This window comes from Pseudomonas sp. GW822-FHT02E03 (assembly GCF_058802325.1).
This window is the reverse complement of record NZ_JBXAOA010000002.1, coordinates 166,037-185,232: the sequence shown is the minus strand read 5'-3', so window position 1 is coordinate 185,232 and position 19,196 is coordinate 166,037. Positions and strand designations below refer to the sequence as shown.

Annotated in this window: 19 protein-coding genes and 1 pseudogene; 4 read left to right on the top strand and 16 right to left on the bottom strand. The window is 60.9% G+C overall.

The annotated features are described in order from the left end of the window. Positions 1 to 2: 2 nt before the first annotated feature. From AC1RQB_RS02735 to exbB, 6 genes are all read right to left on the bottom strand, one after another. The gene (locus AC1RQB_RS02735; RefSeq protein WP_063342125.1) at positions 3 to 1,403 is read right to left on the bottom strand and encodes an aminoacyl-tRNA deacylase and HDOD domain-containing protein; all 1,401 of its coding nucleotides are present in this window, start codon (positions 1,401 to 1,403) and stop codon (positions 3 to 5) included. A 78-nt stretch (positions 1,404 to 1,481) separates the two neighbouring features. Next, positions 1,482 to 3,557: an ATP-dependent DNA helicase RecG gene (gene recG, locus AC1RQB_RS02730; protein ID WP_063342126.1), complete on the bottom strand. Its 2,076-nt coding sequence runs from the start codon at positions 3,555 to 3,557 to the stop codon at positions 1,482 to 1,484. A 9-nt stretch (positions 3,558 to 3,566) separates the two neighbouring features. Then, positions 3,567 to 4,496 (bottom strand): hydrogen peroxide-inducible genes activator, encoded by a 930-nt coding sequence (locus tag AC1RQB_RS02725; RefSeq protein WP_007894647.1) that lies wholly within the window; start codon positions 4,494 to 4,496, stop codon positions 3,567 to 3,569. 264 nt (positions 4,497 to 4,760) lie between these two features. Continuing rightward, entirely contained in the window at positions 4,761 to 5,507 is a 747-nt protein-coding gene (locus AC1RQB_RS02720; protein WP_008007617.1) for an energy transducer TonB family protein, read from the bottom strand. After that, entirely contained in the window at positions 5,504 to 5,932 is a 429-nt protein-coding gene (exbD, locus tag AC1RQB_RS02715; protein ID WP_007934588.1) for a TonB system transport protein ExbD, read from the bottom strand. Before exbD ends, AC1RQB_RS02720 begins: the two co-directional genes overlap by 4 nt. 6 nt (positions 5,933 to 5,938) lie before the next feature. Continuing rightward, positions 5,939 to 6,877: a tonB-system energizer ExbB gene (gene exbB, locus AC1RQB_RS02710; protein ID WP_063342127.1), complete on the bottom strand. Its 939-nt coding sequence runs from the start codon at positions 6,875 to 6,877 to the stop codon at positions 5,939 to 5,941. A gap of 189 nt (positions 6,878 to 7,066) precedes the next feature. Between exbB and AC1RQB_RS02705 the strand changes: the two genes are divergently transcribed. Continuing rightward, positions 7,067 to 7,924: an SDR family oxidoreductase gene (locus AC1RQB_RS02705; RefSeq protein WP_063342128.1), complete on the top strand. Its 858-nt coding sequence runs from the start codon at positions 7,067 to 7,069 to the stop codon at positions 7,922 to 7,924. A 140-nt stretch (positions 7,925 to 8,064) separates the two neighbouring features. On the opposite strand, the gene AC1RQB_RS02700 is transcribed toward AC1RQB_RS02705, so the two are convergent. The 6 genes from AC1RQB_RS02700 to AC1RQB_RS02675 form a co-directional block, all read right to left on the bottom strand. Next, complete coding sequence (locus tag AC1RQB_RS02700) at positions 8,065 to 8,805, bottom strand: hypothetical protein (RefSeq protein ID WP_063342129.1); 741 nt, start codon at positions 8,803 to 8,805, stop codon at positions 8,065 to 8,067. Positions 8,806 to 8,862: 57 nt separating this feature from the next. After that, complete coding sequence (locus AC1RQB_RS02695; protein WP_003177257.1) at positions 8,863 to 9,243, bottom strand: RidA family protein; 381 nt, start codon at positions 9,241 to 9,243, stop codon at positions 8,863 to 8,865. 24 nt (positions 9,244 to 9,267) lie between these two features. Then, the gene (gene spoT / locus AC1RQB_RS02690; protein WP_007934594.1) at positions 9,268 to 11,373 is read right to left on the bottom strand and encodes a bifunctional GTP diphosphokinase/guanosine-3',5'-bis pyrophosphate 3'-pyrophosphohydrolase; all 2,106 of its coding nucleotides are present in this window, start codon (positions 11,371 to 11,373) and stop codon (positions 9,268 to 9,270) included. A gap of 57 nt (positions 11,374 to 11,430) precedes the next feature. Continuing rightward, the gene (gene rpoZ, locus AC1RQB_RS02685) at positions 11,431 to 11,694 is read right to left on the bottom strand and encodes a DNA-directed RNA polymerase subunit omega (protein WP_003177259.1); all 264 of its coding nucleotides are present in this window, start codon (positions 11,692 to 11,694) and stop codon (positions 11,431 to 11,433) included. Between the two features lie 167 nt (positions 11,695 to 11,861). After that, on the bottom strand, positions 11,862 to 12,482 hold the full coding sequence (gene gmk, locus AC1RQB_RS02680) for a guanylate kinase (protein ID WP_008073412.1): 621 nt from the start codon (positions 12,480 to 12,482) through the stop codon (positions 11,862 to 11,864). A 12-nt stretch (positions 12,483 to 12,494) separates the two neighbouring features. Further along, on the bottom strand, positions 12,495 to 13,358 hold the full coding sequence (locus AC1RQB_RS02675) for a YicC/YloC family endoribonuclease (RefSeq protein WP_063342130.1): 864 nt from the start codon (positions 13,356 to 13,358) through the stop codon (positions 12,495 to 12,497). A gap of 269 nt (positions 13,359 to 13,627) precedes the next feature. On the opposite strand from AC1RQB_RS02675, the gene rph reads away from it, so the two are divergent. Continuing rightward, entirely contained in the window at positions 13,628 to 14,350 is a 723-nt protein-coding gene (gene rph / locus AC1RQB_RS02670; RefSeq protein WP_008007612.1) for a ribonuclease PH, read from the top strand. A gap of 29 nt (positions 14,351 to 14,379) precedes the next feature. Further along, positions 14,380 to 14,748 carry a DUF4870 domain-containing protein gene (locus AC1RQB_RS02665; RefSeq protein WP_008073410.1) on the top strand — a complete coding sequence of 123 codons (369 nt, stop codon included), beginning with the start codon at positions 14,380 to 14,382 and terminating at the stop codon, positions 14,746 to 14,748. 174 nt (positions 14,749 to 14,922) lie between these two features. Here AC1RQB_RS02665 and crc read toward each other — a convergent pair whose 3' ends face one another. After that, on the bottom strand, positions 14,923 to 15,702 hold the full coding sequence (gene crc, locus AC1RQB_RS02660) for a catabolite repression control protein Crc (RefSeq protein WP_007934608.1): 780 nt from the start codon (positions 15,700 to 15,702) through the stop codon (positions 14,923 to 14,925). Positions 15,703 to 15,784: 82 nt separating this feature from the next. Here crc and pyrE point away from each other — a divergent pair, with 82 nt between their 5' ends. Next, a complete protein-coding gene (gene pyrE, locus AC1RQB_RS02655; RefSeq protein ID WP_008062842.1) occupies positions 15,785 to 16,429 on the top strand; it encodes an orotate phosphoribosyltransferase in 645 nt (214 codons plus the stop codon). 202 nt (positions 16,430 to 16,631) lie between these two features. Here the strand turns inward: pyrE and argB are convergent, their stop codons facing one another. The 3 genes and pseudogenes from argB to AC1RQB_RS02640 form a co-directional block, all read right to left on the bottom strand. Next, a complete protein-coding gene (gene argB / locus AC1RQB_RS02650) occupies positions 16,632 to 17,537 on the bottom strand; it encodes an acetylglutamate kinase (RefSeq protein WP_007894690.1) in 906 nt (301 codons plus the stop codon). Positions 17,538 to 17,562: 25 nt separating this feature from the next. Continuing rightward, positions 17,563 to 18,966: pseudogene (locus AC1RQB_RS02645) on the bottom strand (phosphomannomutase/phosphoglucomutase); the annotation flags it as partial. Next, on the bottom strand, positions 18,957 to 19,157 hold the full coding sequence (locus AC1RQB_RS02640) for a hypothetical protein (protein ID WP_063342131.1): 201 nt from the start codon (positions 19,155 to 19,157) through the stop codon (positions 18,957 to 18,959). The gene AC1RQB_RS02640 and the pseudogene AC1RQB_RS02645, both read right to left, overlap by 10 nt. Between the last annotated feature and the right edge of the window lie 39 nt (positions 19,158 to 19,196).

The window sequence follows — 19,196 nt, the reverse complement described above, 5'->3', positions numbered from 1 at the left end:
ATTCAGGCCTGGCTAAATTGCGAAGCCAGTTCACGCAGCAGCACTTCAGCCTCAAGCACTTTGCTGACCACGTCGTTGGCTCTGTCGCGAGTCAGCCCCACACGCTCCAGCAACGCATCCGGAATATCTTCATCCGGTCCCGAACCAATCCCGCGACTACGCAGCAAACGCACGGCCAGGCAGACGAGGTTCGGGTATTCGGCGTAGTCGCCGTCGTAGCTTGGGTCGTGCTGGAAGCGCAGGGCGGTGGCCAGTTCGTCGGGCATGTCCCAGAAGCGCATCAGCCATGAGCCGATCTGTTCGCGACTGATGCCCAGCAGGTGTTGTTCCACGTAGCTGTGGCACAGGTGCGGGTTGACTTCCAGGTGGCGGCAGATCAGCGAGAAGTGCGGCGGAAACACGTGGGCCAGCAGCAGGTAACCGAAGTTGTGCAGCAGGCCGGCGAGGTAGGTCAGGCCGGCTTCCGGGCGCTGGGCGCGGGGCATGGCGCGGGTCAGGCCTTCGATGACGGCGGCGGTGTAGATCGATTGCTGCCAGTACGGCGTGGTGTGTTGCGGGTGGTCTTTGGGCAGGCTCAGGGTTTTGCCCAAGGCCAGGCCCAGCGCCAGGTTGATCACCAGGTCGAAACCCAATACCCGGACGATGGCGTCTTCCACTGAACGAATCTTGCCCGGCGAGGCGTAGAACGGCGACGCCGCCCAGCTGACGACTTGTGCGGCCAGGGCCGGGTCTGTTTCCACTACGCCGGTGATGTCGTCGATGGTGGCGTTGGGGTCGACGCGCAGTTTGATGATTTTCTGCGCGGTTTCGGCCAGCGGCGGAATCTCGATGGTCTCTTCCAGGCGCTGCTGGATGCGCCGCGCGGTGAACGCTTGCACGGCCTGGGTGATTTCCTCGCGGTCATCGTCGGGGCGGTCGAGGTTTGGACGGATGCGGTTCACGGCTTCGCCGAAATTGCCGGCGCTGGCCTTGGTCAGCATGGTTTTGAAATCGTCGCTGGAGATTTCCAGCAGCACGCCCGGCTCGCCCGAGTTGATCAGCAACGTCGGTTCGCGCAGCAGGCTTTCTTCATACAGGCACGGCGAACTGGTGAGCGCCGGCAGGCCGGGCAGCAGGCTCAGGCTGTGTTTGCCGAGCATTTTTACCAGGCGTTCGGTGGATACAGCGGTCAACCGGCGACCGGTGAGTTCGGCGAGGCGGTTGAGGTCCAGCAATTGGCTCTGGGGGAACAGCACCATGAGCGCGCCGACCGCATCGTCCAGCAAAACTGCCTGCACTTTACGCGCGGCGTTCAGGCCGTGATGGTCGAGGACTTCTTCGTAGGCGATGCCCAGCTTGCCGAGCAGCAGCCGAATAACAGACGGAGCGTGCGGGGTTTCGGGGGCGAGGGCAGCTTCTGTCATGGTCTGTATCCGTTTGCAAACAATTGCAGAAGTATAACCAGCTTGTTTAACGCCAGGGTCCAGAAACTGCGACAGTGCTCACACTTGGCCGTATTGCTGCCCATGGCGTAGCCAGCGGTCGAGCAGCGGGCTGACGTGATCCGGCCAACGCTCCAGCAGCGCCTGAGCGGCGTCGCGCACGGCAGGCAGCAAGTCGGCGTCGCGCATCAGGTCGGCGACCTTGAATTGCAGCAGACCGGTCTGGCGCGTGCCGAGCATTTCGCCGGGGCCGCGCAGTTCGAGGTCTTTTTCGGCGATGACAAAACCGTCGTTGGTTTCGCGCATGATGCCCAGGCGCTGACGGCCGATCTGCGACAGCGGCGGATGGTAAAGCAGCACGCAATGGCTGACGGCGCTGCCCCGGCCGACACGGCCACGCAGTTGGTGCAGCTGCGCGAGGCCGAGGCGTTCGGGGTTTTCGATGATCATCAGGCTGGCGTTGGGCACGTCCACGCCGACTTCGATCACGGTAGTGGCGACCAGCAGTTGCAGGTTGCCGGCCTTGAACTCGGCCATCACCGCAGCTTTCTCGGCGGGCTTCATGCGACCGTGGATCAAGCCGACTTTCAACTCGCCGAGGGCGGCGGTGAGGTCTTCATAAGTGGTTTCGGCGGCCTGACAGGTCAGCTCTTCAGACTCTTCGATCAGCGTGCACACCCAATAGGCCTGACGCCCTTCGGCACAAGCGCTGCGCACTCGCTCGATCACTTCGACGCGCCGGGTGTCGGTGACCAGCACCGTGTTTACGGGCGTACGGCCGGGCGGCAGCTCGTCGAGGATCGAGGTGTCGAGGTCGGCGTAGGCGCTCATGGCCAGCGTCCGGGGGATCGGCGTGGCGGTCATGATCAGCTGGTGCGGACACATCCGCCCGCCGACGCCTTTCTGTCGCAATGCCAGGCGCTGCTGCACGCCGAAGCGGTGCTGTTCGTCGATGATCGCCAGCGCCAGGTTCTTGAACTGCACCTCTTCCTGAAACAACGCGTGGGTGCCGACCACCATTGGCGTACCGCTGGCGATTTGCTCCAGCGCGGCTACACGATTTTTACCCTTGAGCTTGCCGGCCAGCCACGCGACTTCGATGCCCAGTGGTTCGAGCCAGCGCTTGAAGGTGATGAAATGCTGCTCGGCGAGAATTTCTGTGGGCGCCATTAATGCGACTTGATACCCGGCCTCCAGCGCTTGCAGTGCGGCGAGGGCAGCGACCACGGTTTTGCCGGCGCCGACGTCGCCCTGAATCAGCCGCAGCATCGGTTCGTGCTGACTGAGGTCGTAAGCGATTTCGTTGCCGACCCGTTGTTGGGCGCCGGTCGGGGTGAAGCCGAGGTTGGCCAAATACTGCTGTGGCAGCCTTGAGGCTTTCGGCATCGACGGCGCGCGCAGGGCACGCATGCTCTCGCGCAGGCGCTGCTGGGACAGTTGATGGGTCAGCAGTTCTTCGAAGGCCAGACGGTGTTGGGCCCAGTGATGACCGAGGGCGAGTTCGTCGACATCGGCATCGGCGGGCGGGTGATGCAAGTAGCGGATCGCATCGGCCAACGGCGCCAGTTGATAGTCCCGGGCCAGTTCGGTCGGCAGCCAGTCGGGCAGGCTGCTGGGGCCGAGCAGGGTCAGGGTTTGCATGCACAACTGGCGCAAACGCTGTTGGGTCAGGCCTTCGGTGAGCGGGTAGACCGGGGTCAGGGTTTCATCCACCGGCGGCGGCTCGTCGCCGGTGATGGCGCGGTATTCCGGGTGGTAGATCTCCAGCCCCGACGCACCGGGCCGCGCTTCGCCGTAGCAGCGAATGCGTGTGCCGCGTTTGAGGCCTTCTTTCTGGGCGTTGCTGAAATGGTAGAAGCGCAGGCTGAGCCCGCCGGTGCCGTCCTGCAGACGCACCACAAGGCTGCGGCGCCGGCCCATGACCACGTCGGCGCCGCTGACGGTGCCTTCGATCACGGCGTCTTGCCCAGGTCGCAAATGGCCGATCGGGACCACACGGGTGCGGTCCTGATAGCGCAGCGGCAAATGGAACAGCACGTCCTGGAGGTTCTCCAGGCCGACCTTGGCCAGTTTCTCGGCCATGGCTTCGCCGACACCCTTGAGTGCCGTCACCGACACTTGCGACAACTCGGTCATGGCAGCGACTTAACCGGCCACCACCGGCGCTGGCGGCTTGGCCACCGAGCACAGGCGAATGGAGTCGGCGAGGATTTCAATCGCCTTCGGCCGCGGAAAGCTCGCGCGCCAGGCGATGGCCACGGTGCGAAACGGCACGGGCGCGCTCAGTGGGCGCACTTCGATCACGCCTGGGGCGTAGTGGTGGCTGTCCACCGCCGATAGCGGCAGGATCGAAATGCCCAGGCCCGATGCGACCATGTGGCGGATGGTTTCCAGCGAGCTGGATTCCACCGTGGTGTGCTTGGCGCCGTCGTTGCCTTTGGTCAGGGTCGGGCAGGCTTCCAGCACTTGATCGCGGAAGCAGTGGCCTTCGCCGAGCAGCAGCAGGCTCTTGTCGTTGAGCAGGGCGGCGTCGATGGATTCTTTTTGGGTCCACGGGTGCTGGGCCGGCATCAAGACGTAGAACGGCTCGTCGTAGAGCTGCAAGGTCAGCACGTCGGCTTCGTTGAACGGCAGGGCGATGATGATCGCGTCGAGCTCGCCGTTGCGCAGTTTGTCGCGCAGCACGTGGGTGAAGTTTTCTTCGATGTACAACGGCATCTGCGGGGCGACCCGATGCAGTTGTGGAATCAGATGCGGAAACAGGTACGGGCCGACGGTGTAGATCGCGCCGACTTTCAGCGGGGCGGTCAACTGGTTCTTGCCGGCCTGGGCCAGTTCGCGGATGCCTTGGGCTTGTTCCAGGACTTTCTGTGCCTGGGCGACAATGCCTTCGCCGACCGGAGTCAGGCGCACGGCGCTCTTGCTGCGCTCGAAAATCAGCACACCGAGTTCGTCTTCAAGCTTTTTCACGCCCACCGACAGGGTCGGCTGGCTGACGTGGCAACGCTCGGCGGCGTGGCCGAAGTGCTGCTCTTGGGCGAGGGTAACGATGTAGCGTAATTCTGTCAGAGTCATAGCAAGCGTCCATGAAGTTGCGGGCCAAGCATACCGGCTGCAATCGATAGACGCACGTTATCAGACTGAGTGTGTTGAGTGACACTGGGCAATGCAGGTTTGCCGTTGCCAGATATGCAAAAGGCACCTTTCGGTGCCTTTATGGTTGTTGCATAACCTGTGGGAGCGGGCTTGCCCGCGATGGGGCCATCATATCCAACATCTTTGTTGACTGTTATATCGCTATCGCGGGCAAGCCCGCTCCCACAGGTTTTTGTATTGTGTTTAGCGGCGGCGTTCCAGCGAGTAAACGAACGGCGCAACGATTTCGATGGAGCCGTTGTTCAGCATGTCGGCCGGTGGCTTGGGCAGCGGTTGGGCGCGGCGGATCATTTCCAGGGTGGCCCGGTCCAGATCGGCGTTGCCGGAGCGACCCACCAGTTCGAACGACAACACGTTCCCTTCGGCATCCACCACGAAGCGCAGACGGTTCAAGCCTTCCTTGCCCCGCTGCTGTGCACTGGCCGGGTACTTTTTGTACTTGGCCAAGTGCGCGAGCAGGGTGCCTTGCCAACTGGCCTTGGCCGCTTGCTGCGCCGGCGATGGGCCGGGTGCCGGCTGAGCGGATTTCTCCGTCGGTGCCTGGGTCGGTTGCGCGTCGCTCGGTTTTTCCTCGGAGGGTTTCTCCTTTGGCGGCTCCGGCTTTTTCTCCACAGGCTTGGGCGGTTGAGGCTTGGGCTTGGGTTTGACCGGTTTCGGTACGGCGATCTCGGCCTTCGGCGCTTCAGCAAGTTTGGGCAGCGGCAGTTCTTCCACCGGGGCCGGTGGCTGTGGCGGCGTAATCACCTTTGGCGGTGCGGGCGGTGGCGGGGCCGGAACCGGCGCCAGCTCGACCATCATCGCTTGCGGCGGCAGCTCGATCGGCGGGCGCGACGTCCAGTTCAGCGCCAGCGCAATGGCCAGCGCATGAACGCCCAGCACCACGGCCAGGCTCCCGCTGTAACGCGTCAGCTTTTGGCGCGTGTTGATCATTTCTTGGCTGCCGTCTCGAGTCCGACCAGGCCGACCTTCAGGTAGCCGGCGGCGCGCAGGGCGTCCATCACGCTCATCAGGTCGCCGTAGTCCACGCCTTTATCGGCCTGGAAGAAGATCGTCGTGTCTTTCTTGCCCTGGGTCTTGGCGTCGAGCGTGGCACCGAGGGCTTCGGTCTTCACTTCGTCTTCGCCGAGAAACAGGCGCTGGTCAGCCTTCACGCTGAGAAACACCGGTTTCTCTGGTCGCGGCGCCGGTTTGGCGGTAGAGGCGGGCAGGTCGACCTTGATGTCCACGGTGGCCAGCGGCGCCGCCACCATGAAGATGATCAACAGCACCAGCATCACGTCGATGAACGGCGTGACGTTGATTTCGTGGTTCTCGGCCAGATCGTCGTCTGCGCCTTCTTTCAAATGCAGGCCCATGGCCGATTACCCCACTTTCACCATGTGCGGTTGCGAGCTGCGCTGCTCGGTCGGCAGGTGGTCGAGATCACGGCTGACCAGCAGCAGGACTTCTGCCGAGGCGTCGGACACTTGTGCCTTGTAACCGGCAATGGAACGGGCGAAGACGTTGTATATGACCACCGCAGGAATCGCTGCAACCAGGCCCAGCGCGGTTGCCAGCAGAGCTTCGGCGATGCCGGGAGCTACGACAGCGAGGTTGGTGGTCTGGGTTTTGGCGATGCCGATGAAGCTGTTCATGATGCCCCACACGGTACCGAACAGGCCGACGAACGGCGCGGTGGAACCGATGGTGGCGAGTACGCCGGTGCCGCTGCTCATGTTGCGACCGCATGCAGCGACGAGGCGCTCCAGGCGGAAGCTCACACGTTCCTTGATGCCTTCCTTCTCGCGGCTGTTGGCCGACAGGCGCATTTCTTCCAGCGCGTCGTGGACCAGCAGGTTGGCAAGGGTGCCTTCCTTGGCCGCTGTCGCGCTGGCTTCTTTAAGGGTGGCGGCTTTTTTCAGGTGAGCGATTTCTACGCGTAGACGACGTTTGGCGCCGATCAGCTCGAAGCCCTTGGCGATCCAGATGGTCCAGGTGATGATCGAGGCGATAGCCAGGCCAATCATCACGATTTTCACGATGATGTCGGCGTTCTGGTACATGCCCCATGGCGACAGGTCATGGGCCATGCCCAGGGAGTTGTCGGCTTCTAGTACTTGCGGCGCGTCAGCAGAGTCCACGGCCAGATCCGTCGCGACAGGCGCCACGGCAGGTGTTTGAGCTGCAGGCTGTGTGGCCGGCGCTTGTGCATCGGCGAAGGCGGCGGTCGGCGCCAGCATCAGGCTGAGCAGCAGGGCGGCCACCGCGCTCCAGGCGCGAGGTCGTTTGGTTGGCGAAGCGGGGAATTGATTGGGTGTCATGCTGGCCGGACCTGAAAGGAAAAAACGGTAAATGTTCTTCCAGGCCTCGTGAGGCCGAGAACAAAAGTGGCAGGCATTATTGCAAGTAATTCTTGTTAACAAAAGTAATAGAGTATCTTTTTTTCCTTCATTGCTAGCCGCGTGTCCTTTGCCGACGCTAGTCTGTAGCTTTCCGATAGGAGTTTTCTAATGTCCGCGCCTTCTGTTTTGATCGCCGGTTGCGGTGATGTCGGCAGTCGTCTGGCCACGCAATTGCTGGCTTGTGGGTGGGAGGTTCATGGCTTGCGACGTGATGTCTCACGCCTGCCACAGGGCGTGATCGGCGTTGCCGGCGACTTGTTCAATAAAGACTGCCCGGCGACCTGGCCAATCGGTGCGGTGGATTACCTGGTGTATTGCGCGGCGGCTACCGATCACGATGAGGCGGGTTACCGCGCCGCTTATGTGCAGGGTTTGCAGCACGTGCTGGAATGGCTGAACGACTATGGGCAAGTACCCAATCGACTGCTGTTCGTTTCCAGCAGCAGCGTTTACGGCCAGCAGGATGGCGAGTGGGTCGATGAAGCATCGCCGACGGTGGCGGGCGGTTATTCGGGTCGTTTGATGCTCGAAGCCGAGCAGGTGGCGCTCGATAGCGGCATCCCGGCCAGTCTCGTGCGCCTGACCGGTATTTATGGTCCGGGTCGAGAGAGGCTGCTGACCCAGGTCCGCCGCGGCTATCGCGTGGCGATCGATCCACCGTTGTACGCCAACCGCATTCACGTCGACGATGCGGCGGGGTTGCTGGCGTTTCTGCTTGAGGCGGATCGACGCGGGGTGGCGCTGGATGATTGCTATATCGGCGTCGACGATGCGCCCGCGCCGTTGGCCGAGGTAGTGGGCTGGTTGCGGGAGTACCTGGGCGTGACTGAATGGGCTGAAGACGCCAGTGTGCGTCGTGCCGGCAGCAAGCGCTGCAGCAATGCCCGGGCGAAGGCGTTGGGCTGGGAGCCGAAGTATCCGAGTTTCCGCGAAGGGTATGCCGCGACTCTCGAAGGCCGCTGCTGACTTCCAGTCACCACGAACCAAATGTGGGAGCGGGCTTGCTCGCGAAGGGGTCGTAACATTCAACATCATCGTTGGTTGTTACACCGCTTTCGCGAGCAAGCCCGCTCCCACATGGATTCTGCGTTGGCCTCAGGGCCGGGTTACTGTTTTTCCAGCAACCACTTGCGATCACCCGGGGTGAACTGCGGCATTTCATCCGCCTGTGCGGTGTTCACTGCCTGGAGGATTTCCAGTTCCTTGCCCTTGCGCGCAAAGATCCAGGTGTTGCCCTGACCATTCGCCTGCAGCCACATGTTGTCATTGCCGCCGCTCATCGACGCGCAATCACCGGCCAGGCACAGGGCATAGCGATCCGCCCCCGGCAGGCCGGCAACCTGGCCGTCAGCCTGGAATTGCACGGTATTGCCTTCACCGGGGCCGCTGACGATTTTCCAGCTGCCGCCCATGTAGGCTGAATACAGTGCGCGTTCGAAACTGGCACCCATCGGTGCGCCGTCCGGCACCGTAACCTGCGCACGGTCGAATACTTGCTCCGGCTCATTGTCGCTGGCGACCTGGCTCAGTTGCTTGCCGTCACGCTTCAGCTCACTACCCGAGCTGCCATAAAAGTCGACTTTCCAGGCGCCGGACTCTTCGCCCAGCAGCTTGCCGTCGACATTTTCAAAACCGTTGGTGTAGCGGGCCTGACCGGCCTTGGTGTTGACGTCCCATTCCAGGTTCGGGCCATAGGCCTGGAGCGCTTCGCGCAGGGGGCCGCCTTTGGCTGCCGCATCGATCGCCACTTGATTGATCCAGGTGCCGCTGATGTCGCGGTCGGCAGGGTTGCTGGCACAACCGCCCAAGAGTAGGGCGACCAGCGAGAGAGCTAGCGCTTGGCGCATGGTGGAATCCTTTCAAAGCAAGATCGGCGCAGCCTTTAGAGGGCTGCGCCGGACACATTACTCGATGACCAGAATGGCATCCATCTCAACCTGCGAACCCTTCGGCAGGGCTGCTACGCCGATGGCGGCGCGGGCAGGGTAAGGCTGGTCAAAGTACTTGCCCATGATCTCGTTGACCTTGGCGAAGTGGCTCAGGTCGGTGAGGAAGATGTTCAGTTTGACGATGTCCTTGAACGAACCGCCAGCGGCTTCAGCCACCGCTTTGAGGTTCTCGAACACCTGGACGGTCTGGGCTTCGAAGCCTTCAACCAGTTCCATGGTTTTTGGGTCCAGAGGAATCTGGCCCGACATGTAAACGGTGTTGCCAGCCTTGATCGCCTGGGAATAAGTACCGATGGCGGCCGGGGCCTTGTCGCTGTTGATAACGGTCTTGGTCATGTATGACTCCTTGTGAAGGGTGGGCTACGCGCGCATGCGGGTGATGCGGATGACCCCGGTCAGGGCGCGCAGTTTCTTGATCACGCGGGCCAGGTGTACGCGGTCGTGCACACTGACCACCAGTTGGACCACGCTGATACGACCGTCGCGTTCGTCCATGCTGATTTTTTCGATATTGCCGTCGGCCGCGTTGACGCTGCTGGCCAGCAGGGCGATCAGGCCGCGCTGGTGTTCCAGTTCGACGCGCAGCTCGACATTGAATTCGCCGGTGACATCCTTGGCCCACGAGAGCTGGATGCATTTTTCCGGGTTGTGACGGATTTCGCTGATGTTGCGGCAGTTGTCCAGGTGCACCACCATGCCTTTGCCCGCGGACAGATGGCCGACAATCGGGTCTCCCGGGATCGGCGTGCAGCACTTGGCGTAACTGAGTACCAGGCCTTCGGTGCCACGAATCGCCAGCGGGCCTTCCGGGCTTGGCAGCTGTTCGCCTTCGCCGAGCAGGCGACGGGCGACCACGTAAGCCATGCGATTGCCCAGGCCGATGTCTTCGAGCAGGTCTTCGATCAGTTCGAGGCGGTATTCGTGGAGCATCAACTGCACGCGCTCGGCCGGGACTTTTTCCAGGGAGCTGTCGAAGCCGTTGAGCACCTTGTTCAGCAGGCGTTCGCCGAGGCTGATGGACTCGGAACGGCGTTGCAGTTTCAGCGCATGGCGGATGTGTGTCCGCGCCTTGCCGGTGACCACGAAGTTGAGCCAGGCCGGGTTCGGCCGCGCGCCGGGGGCGCTGACGATCTCGACCGTGGAGCCGCTTTGCAGCGGTTCGGACAGCGGCGCGAGACGACGATTGATCCGACAGGCAATGCAGCTGTTGCCCACGTCGGTGTGCACCGCGTAAGCGAAGTCGACCGCCGTGGAGCCTTTGGGCAGCTCCATGATCCGGCCTTTAGGCGTGAACACGTAGACCTCGTCCGGGAACAGGTCGATCTTCACGCTCTCGATGAATTCCAGCGAGTTGCCGGCCCGTTGCTGCATTTCCAGCACGCCTTTGACCCACTGACGGGCGCGGGCGTGAGTGCCTTTGGGTTGCTCGTCGCCGCTGGATTTGTACAGCCAATGGGCGGCAATGCCGTTGTTGGCCATTTCTTCCATTTCACGGGTGCGGATCTGGATTTCGATCGGTACACCGTGCATGCCGAACAGCGTGGTGTGCAGCGACTGGTAGCCGTTGGCCTTGGGGATCGCGATGTAATCCTTGAAGCGACCCGGCAACGGTTTGTACAAATTATGTACAGCGCCTAGCACGCGGTAGCAGGTATCGACCTTGTCGACGATGATCCGGAACGCGTAGACGTCCATGATCTCGTTGAAGGCCCGACGCTTGCCGCGCATTTTCTTGTAGATGCCGTAGAGGTGTTTCTGACGACCGCTGACCTCGCCCTGAATGCCGTCGATGGCCAGGCAGTGGCTGAGGGACTCTTCGATCTTGTTGACGATTTCCTTGCGGTTGCCCCGGGCGCGTTTGACCGCCTGGTTGATCCGCGCGGAGCGCATCGGGTGCATGGCCTTGAAGCCGAGGTCTTCGAACTCTATGCGAATGGCGTGCATGCCCAGCCGGTTGGCGATGGGCGCATAGATTTCCAGGGTTTCCTTGGCGATCCGCCGGCGTTTTTCACCGGACAATACTTCCAGGGTGCGCATGTTGTGCAGGCGGTCGGCCAGCTTGACCAGGATCACGCGAATATCGCGCGCCATGGCCATGGCCATTTTCTGGAAGTTTTCGGCCTGGGCTTCGGCTTTGGTCTCGAAGTTCATCTGGGTCAGTTTGCTGACCCCGTCGACCAGTTCGGCCACGGTTTCGCCGAACTGCGCTTGCAGCGCTTCCTTGGCAATACCGGTGTCTTCGATCACGTCATGCAGCATGGCCGCCATCAGGCTTTGATGGTCCATGTGCATGTCGGCAAGAATATTCGCAACCGCGAGTGGGTGCGTGACGTACGCCTCACCGCTGCGGCGGCGTTGACCGTCGTGGGCTTGTTCGGCGTAGAAGTACGCTCGGCGGACCAGGTTGACCTGGTCCTTGCCGAGGTAGGTCGATAAGCGATCGGCGAGGGCGTCTATGCTCGGCATGATAATTCCTGCCGTTCGTTGTGACCCCGCGCCGTGCTACGTCGACCAGGCATGGCCTTATACTGCCTCGTTGGACTCGTCCTCGAACGCTGCGAACAGCGGTTCGTCTTCGACGATTTCAGCGTTGGCGATGAACTCGTAGCTCATCAGGCCTTCAGCGATTTCACGCAGCGCTACAACAGTAGGCTTGTCGTTTTCCCACTGAACCAGGGGCTCTTTGCCGCCGGTGGCCAGTTGACGGGCACGCTTGGTAGAGAGCATGACCAGCTCAAAGCGGTTTTCCACGTGTTCTAGGCAGTCTTCAACGGTTACGCGGGCCATGGTATTCCTCGGAGCGAATGCAATATGCGCGCTGCCCGGTTGGGCGAGCGGACTCAACAGTTTAAAAAATCACCAGCGATTAGGGAAGCGCTGATTTTTTGATCAAGCCCTTCAATGCGCTATAAGTGCCAATGTAAAGCCCTTGCAGCGCTTTTGGAAAGGGCTGTTTAGTCGAGCAGTTCAGCCAATAATTTACCGTGACGCTGCTGCTGACGCTTTTGATGCAGCTGATTGGCGCGGAAAATCGCCTGCAAATCCCGCAGCGCGTGGGCGAAATCGTCGTTGATGATCAGGTAGTCGTAGTCGACGTAGTGGCTCATTTCGCTGACGGCTTCACGCATCCGGCCTTCGATGACCTCGTTGCTGTCCTGGCCGCGATTGTTCAGGCGTTGACGCAAGGCTTCCAGGGACGGCGGCAGAATGAAGATCGAGCGTGCTTGGGGCATCAACTTGCGCACTTGTTCTGCGCCCTGCCAGTCGATTTCCAGAATCAGGTCGTGGCCTTCATCCAGGGTTTGCTGCAGGTGGCTTTGTGAGGTGCCATAGAGATTGCCGAACACTTCGGCGCGCTCGAGGAAATCCCCGTGCTCGATCATCTTCACGAACTCGCTGCGTTCGACGAAGTGATAGTTCACACCGTTCACTTCACCGGGGCGCATGGCGCGGGTGGTGTGGGAGACCGAGACACGGATCTCCTGGTCGGCGTCGGTCAGGGCCTTGACCAGGCTGCTCTTGCCCGCGCCCGAAGGGGCGGAAATGATGTACAGGGTGCCGGTACTGTGGGTCATGTCGGGTTTGCCTTACTCAATATTCTGCACTTGTTCGCGCATCTGCTCGATCAACACTTTGAGGTTGACCGCCGCTTGGGTGCTGCGCTGGTCGAAGGCTTTGGAGCCCAGTGTGTTGGCTTCGCGGTTGAGTTCCTGCATCAGGAAGTCCAGGCGCCGACCGGCAGCGCCGCCGGACTTGAGCACCCGGCGAACTTCGATGATGTGAGTGCTCAGGCGATCCAGTTCTTCGGCGACGTCGCTCTTTTGCGCGAGCATGACCATTTCCTGTTCCAGTCGCTGCGGGTCGAGGTCGGCCTTCATGTCGGTGAAGCGGTCGAGAACTTTCTGGCGTTGGGTGGCCAGCATCTGCGGGACCAGCTCACGCAGGATCACCACATCCCCTTCAATGGAGGTCAGGCGCTCGTCGATCAATCGCGCGAGCTCAGTGCCTTCGCGCTCGCGACCGGCCTTGAGTTCTTTCAGGCCCTGATGGAACAGCGTTAGGGCTTCGGCATTCAGCGCTTGCGGGTCGGCGGCATCAGCCACCAGTACGCCGGGCCAGGCCAGGACTTCCAGCGGGTTCAGTGCGGCGGGGTTCTTGATCAGACTGGCGACTGTTTCGGCGGCAGCGACCAGTTGAGCAGCGCGCTCACGGTCCACTTGCAGCGGTTTGCCGGTGCTTTCTTCGGTAAAGCGCAGGGTGCATTCGAGCTTGCCCCGGGACAGTCCCTGGCGCAGGGCTTCGCGGACCGCGCCTTCGAGGTCGCGGAAAGACTCCGGCAAACGCAGGTGGGGTTCCAGGTAGCGGCTGTTGACCGAGCGCAATTCCCAGCTCAGGGTGCCCTGGACACCGGCTTTCTCGACGCGGGCGAAGGCGGTCATGCTGTGCACCATGGAGGTACCTCGCAATGCAGGTCGGCGCGTAACCCATGGTTTGGCGGACCCGCTATCTGTGAATTAAAGCCGACAGGCAGCAAAGGCGCAGGATTGTAGCGCAGTGGGGCGGATGCGCCCAAACACACGCTGTGACAAAGAGCTGCACGCCGTCGGCTAAGCTCTATTCAGAGGCTTCAATCGTCGGGCGATTTTTTTAGAAGTGCCCACTGGCGGCCCACGGCTCTATAATGCTCGGCAGTTTTCCGTCCTCCGTACAGGTAATCCCTATGAAACGTCCAAGTGGTCGCGCTGCCGATCAGCTCCGCTCGATCCGCATTACCCGCAACTACACCAAACACGCCGAGGGATCTGTACTGGTCGAGTTCGGTGATACCAAAGTCATCTGCACCGTCAGCGTCGAGAACGGCGTGCCGCGTTTCCTCAAAGGTCAGGGCCAGGGTTGGTTGACCGCCGAATACGGCATGTTGCCCCGCGCCACCGGCGAGCGTAACCAGCGTGAAGCGAGCCGCGGCAAGCAAGGCGGTCGTACTCTGGAAATCCAGCGTTTGATCGGCCGTTCCCTGCGCGCTGCGCTGGACATGACCAAGCTGGGCGACGTCACCCTGTACGTCGACTGCGACGTGATCCAGGCTGACGGTGGCACCCGCACCGCGTCCATTACCGGTGCGATGGTTGCATTGATCGACGCCTTGAAAGTGATCAAGAAGCGTGGCGGCCTCAAAGGTGGCGACCCGCTCAAGCAAATGATCGCTGCCGTTTCGGTGGGCATGTACCAGGGCGAGCCTGTGCTTGACCTCGACTACCTGGAAGATTCGGCTGCCGAGACTGACCTCAACGTGGTGATGACCAGCACTGGCGGCTTCATCGAAGTACAGGGCACTGCCGAAGGCGCGCCGTTCCAGCCGGAAGAGTTGAACGCGATGCTGGCGCTGGCGAAGAAAGGCATGATCGAGATTTTCGAACTGCAGAAGGCTGCACTGGCCGACTGATCGGACCTGCTCCACGCAAGGAGGACGCCATGAGTGACGAGCAACTGCCGCTACCCACACCGAGCCGAGAGGTTCGTCAGTGGGCGATGTTTTGTCACCTGTCCGCCTTGCTGGGGATCTGGCTGCCGTTCGGTACGCTGATCGGGCCGCTGATTCTCTGGCAGATGAAACGCGAGTCAGACCCGTTCATCGACGCGCAAGGCAAGGAAGCGCTGAACTTTCAGATCACCGTCGCCATTGCTTCGGCCATCTGCTTCCTGCTGATGGTGGTGATCGTCGGGTTCTTCCTGTTTGGTCTGGTCGCGATTGGTGCGCTGGTGCTGACGATCATTGCTGGCGTGAAGGCCAATGAAGGGTTCCCTTACCGGTATCCGTTCACCTGGCGCCTGATCAAATAGGCCGAGACGCGGTCCCCTGTGGGAGCGGGCTTGCTCGCGAAGAGGCCATAACATTCAACATCATCGTTGACTGTCAGACCGCTTTCGCGAGCAAGCCCGCTCCCACATTGAGTAATCATTGCGCACAAAAAAGCCGACAGCGATGTCGGCTTTTTTGCATCTGCGATAAGACGCTTAGATTGTCAGCGTCCAGTCGTAGTCCACGATCAGCGGTGCGTGCTGAGAGAACCGTGGCTGACGTGGCAGGCGTGCGCTGCGTACGAAGCGGCGCAGGCCAGGGGTCAGCAACTGGTAATCGAAACGCCAGCCCAGGTTGAGCATCTCGGCCTGTTCGTTGTCTGGCCACCAGCTGTACTGGTCGCCTTCACGGCTGACTTCGCGCAGGGCATCGACATAACCCATGTTGCCGACAATCTCGTCCATCCAGGCGCGCTCAGGTGCCAGGAATCCCGGGGATTGCTGGCTGTCGCGCCAGTTCTTGATATCCAGCTTCTGTTGCGCCACGTACAGCGAGCCACAATAAATGTACTCGCGACGTTTGCGCCGCTGTTTATCCAGATAACGGGCGAAGTCGTCCATTAGCTTGAACTTCTGGTTCAAATCTTCATCGCCGTTCTGCCCCGAAGGGAGCAGCAAGGTCGCGATGCTGACCTTGTCGAAATCGGCTTGCAGGTAACGCCCGTAGCGGTCGGCTGTCTCGAAGCCGAGACCGCTGATGACTGCCTTCGGTTGCAACCGCGAGTACAAAGCCACGCCACCTTGGGCGGGAACTTCAGCTTCGCAGGCATAAAGGAAGTAGCCATCCAGTTGGAAGGCTGGATCGTCCAGTTCAAAGGCGGAGGCGCGGGTGTCCTGCAGGCAGATGACGTCGGCATTCTGTGCTTGCAGCCAACTGAGCAAACCACGCTCGACTGCAGCCTGAATCCCATTGACGTTCACACTGATGATCCGCATAAGTGGCCCCAAAAATCGCGTGCGGGTATGATACACGGCGTCTACCTAATTAGCTAAATCCGTGGTATTTGGGGTTTTTTTCATGCAAGCGTATCAGCGCGACTTCATTCGTTTTGCCATTGATCGTGGCGTTTTGCGCTTCGGTGAGTTCACCCTGAAGTCCGGGCGCACCAGTCCTTACTTCTTCAATGCCGGCCTGTTCAACTCGGGCTCTGCCCTGGCGCAGCTGGGTCGTTTCTATGCGGCAGCCATCGCCGAGAGCGGTATTTCGTTCGACGTGCTGTTTGGCCCGGCCTACAAGGGCATTCCATTGGCGGCGACCACCGCCGTGGCGTTGGCCGAACATCATGGCCGTGATCTGCCATGGTGCTTCAACCGCAAGGAAGCCAAGGCCCACGGCGAAGGCGGCAGCCTGGTTGGCGCGCCATTGACCGGCGACGTGCTGATCATCGACGACGTGATCACCGCAGGCACCGCCATCCGTGAAGTGATGCAGATCATCGCTTCCCAGGACGGCGCCAAAGCCGCGGGCGTGTTGATCGCCCTGAACCGTCAGGAGCGTGGCAACGGCGAATTGTCGGCCATCCAGGAAGTGGAGCGTGACTTCGGCATCCCGGTGATCAGCATTGTTTCGCTGAATCAGGTGCTCGAGTTCCTGGCGGATGACCCGCAGCTCAAGCAACACCTGCCGGCGGTTGAAGCCTACCGCGCACAATTCGGCGTCTAACCGCATCCCCTGTGGGCGCGGGCTTGTGTGGCGAGGGAGCTTGCTCCCGCTGGGCTGCGTAGCAGACCCAAGGATTTTGTGAGTGCTGCGCACTCAAGCGGGAGCAAGCTCCCTCGCCACAAAAGGTGGATTGTCACAGGGATTGCAGGCAAAAAAAGACCCCGCTCAGCCAGGCTGAGCGGGGTCTTTTGGTTTGTGTGGCTTAGTGACGCTTGCGATTACTGATCAGCGTACCCACACCCGTATCGGTGAAGATTTCCAGCAGAATCGCGTTTGGCACCCGGCCATCGATGATCAACGAGCTGCCCACACCGCCTTGTACCGCTTCCAGCGCGCAACGAATCTTCGGCAGCATGCCGCCGTAGATAGTGCCGTCGGCGATCAGGTCGTCGACCTGTTGAGTCGTCAGGCCGGTCAGAACCGTGCCCGACTTGTCCATCAGGCCGGCAATGTTGGTCAGCAGCATCAGCTTTTCAGCCTTCAGCGCTTCGGCGACTTTACCGGCCACCAGATCGGCGTTGATGTTGTACGACTCGCCGTTGGCGCCGACGCCAATTGGCGCGATCACCGGGATGAAGTCGCCTTTGACCAGCAGGTTCAACAGGTCGGTGTTGATCCCGACTACTTCGCCGACGTGGCCGATGTCGATGATTTCCGGCTGGGTCATTTCCGGCGTCTGACGGGTGACGGTGAGCTTTTTCGCGCGAATCAGCTCGGCATCTTTGCCGGTCAGGCCGATGGCGCTGCCGCCATGACGGTTGATCAGGTTGACGATGTCTTTGTTGACCTGGCCACCGAGGACCATTTCCACCACGTCCATGGTTTGCGCGTCAGTCACGCGCATGCCATCGATGAAGTGGCTCTCGATCGACAGACGCTTGAGCAGGTCGCCGATTTGCGGGCCGCCACCGTGAACCACCACCGGATTGATGCCGACGGCTTTCATCAGCACGATGTCGCGGGCGAAGCCGGTTTTCAGCTCCTCGCTTTCCATCGCGTTGCCGCCGTATTTGATCACCAGCGTCTTGCCGACATAGCGGCGAATGTAAGGCAGCGCTTCGGACAGGACCTTGGCGGTGTTGGCGGCGGCTTCGCGTTCGAGGGTCATTCAGGGCTCCGGGTGCTTCGTTAAATCAAAACGGTAATTGGAGATCAGGTGCAACGCGTTTCAGCTGGACGTGGAACACATCCTTGATGCGCTGCAATTCAGCCTCGTCATCGGCCTCGAAGCGCAGCACCAGCACCGGTGTGGTGTTGGAGGCGCGAACCAGGCCCCAGCCTTTGGCATAGTCGACTCGCACGCCGTCAATGGTGGTCAGGTCGGCGCCTTCGCCCCATTGCGCATCGTGCAGTGCATCAATGATGCTGAATTTGCTCTCTTCGGTCACATGGATATTGATCTCTGGCGTAGAAATATCGTTCGGGAAGGTCGCGAACAACTCTTCCGCGGTGGATTTTTCCTTGCTGAGGATCTCCAGCAGCCGTGCGGCGGCGTAAATGCCATCGTCGAAACCGAACCAGCGCTCCTTGAAAAAGATATGCCCGCTCATTTCGCCGGCCAACAGGGCGCCGGATTGTTTCATTTTCTTTTTGATCAACGAGTGACCGGTCTTCCACATCAGCGGACGACCGCCGTATTCCTTGATCAGCGGAATCAGGCGGCGGGTGCATTTGACGTCGAAGATGATTTCCGCGTCCGGATTGCGCGCCACGACGTCGCGGGCGAACAGCATCAACAGGCGATCAGGGAAGACGATGCTGCCGGTGTTGGTGACAACGCCCACACGGTCGCCGTCGCCGTCGAAAGCCAGGCCCAGGTCAGCGTTGGTTTCCTTGACCTTGGCAATCAGGTCCACGAGGTTTTCAGGCTTGCCCGGGTCCGGGTGGTGGTTCGGGAAGTTGCCATCGACTTCGCAGAACAGCGGGATGACTTCGCAGTTCAGGGCTTCGATCAGCTGCGGGGCGATCACGCCGGCCGCGCCGTTGCCGCAATCGACCACCACTTTCAGGCGGCGGGCCAGTTTGATGTCCTGGACGATTTCGGTGTTGTAGCGGTCGAGGATCTCGACCTGGGTGATGCTGCCCTTGCCGCTGCTCAGGTTGTTGGTCTTGAGGCGGTCGTGCAGGGCCTGGATCTGTTCGTTGGCCAAGGTGTCGCCAGCGATGACGATCTTGAAGCCGTTGTAATTCGACGGGTTGTGGCTGCCGGTGAGCATCACGCCGGATTTGCCGGCCAGTACGTTGGCGGCGTAGTACAGCGCAGGCGTTGGCACCAGGCCGACGTCGCTGACGTGGCAACCGCTGTCGGCGAGACCTTTGATCAGTTGTTCGACCAGTTCCGGACCGGACAGGCGACCGTCACGGCCGACGGATACGTTGGGTTCGTTCTGGGCCAGGCTCTGGGAGCCGATGGCGCGACCAAGCCAATAAGCTGTTTCAGCGTTCAAGAATTCCGGGACGGTGCCACGAATGTCGTAGGCGCGGAAGATGCTGTCGGGGAACTTGGGTGCGACTTGGGCTGGGGTGCTCATTTCTGGAAATGCTCCATCTCTAAAGTGGCTGGACAAGCCTGCGAAAAACTCGTGGGCTGGCTCAAACTGAAGGGTATGACGGCGTTTTCGGCAGAGAGTTCGTGGTGTGTAAAGGCCATGCCATCAGCATCGGCGAGCAATTGGCCGGCCAATGCCTTGATTTCCAGTGGTAAACCTTCCAGATGACGTCTTTGCAATTTTCATCCTTAAAATGCAGAGGACAGGTCAGGCCGGGC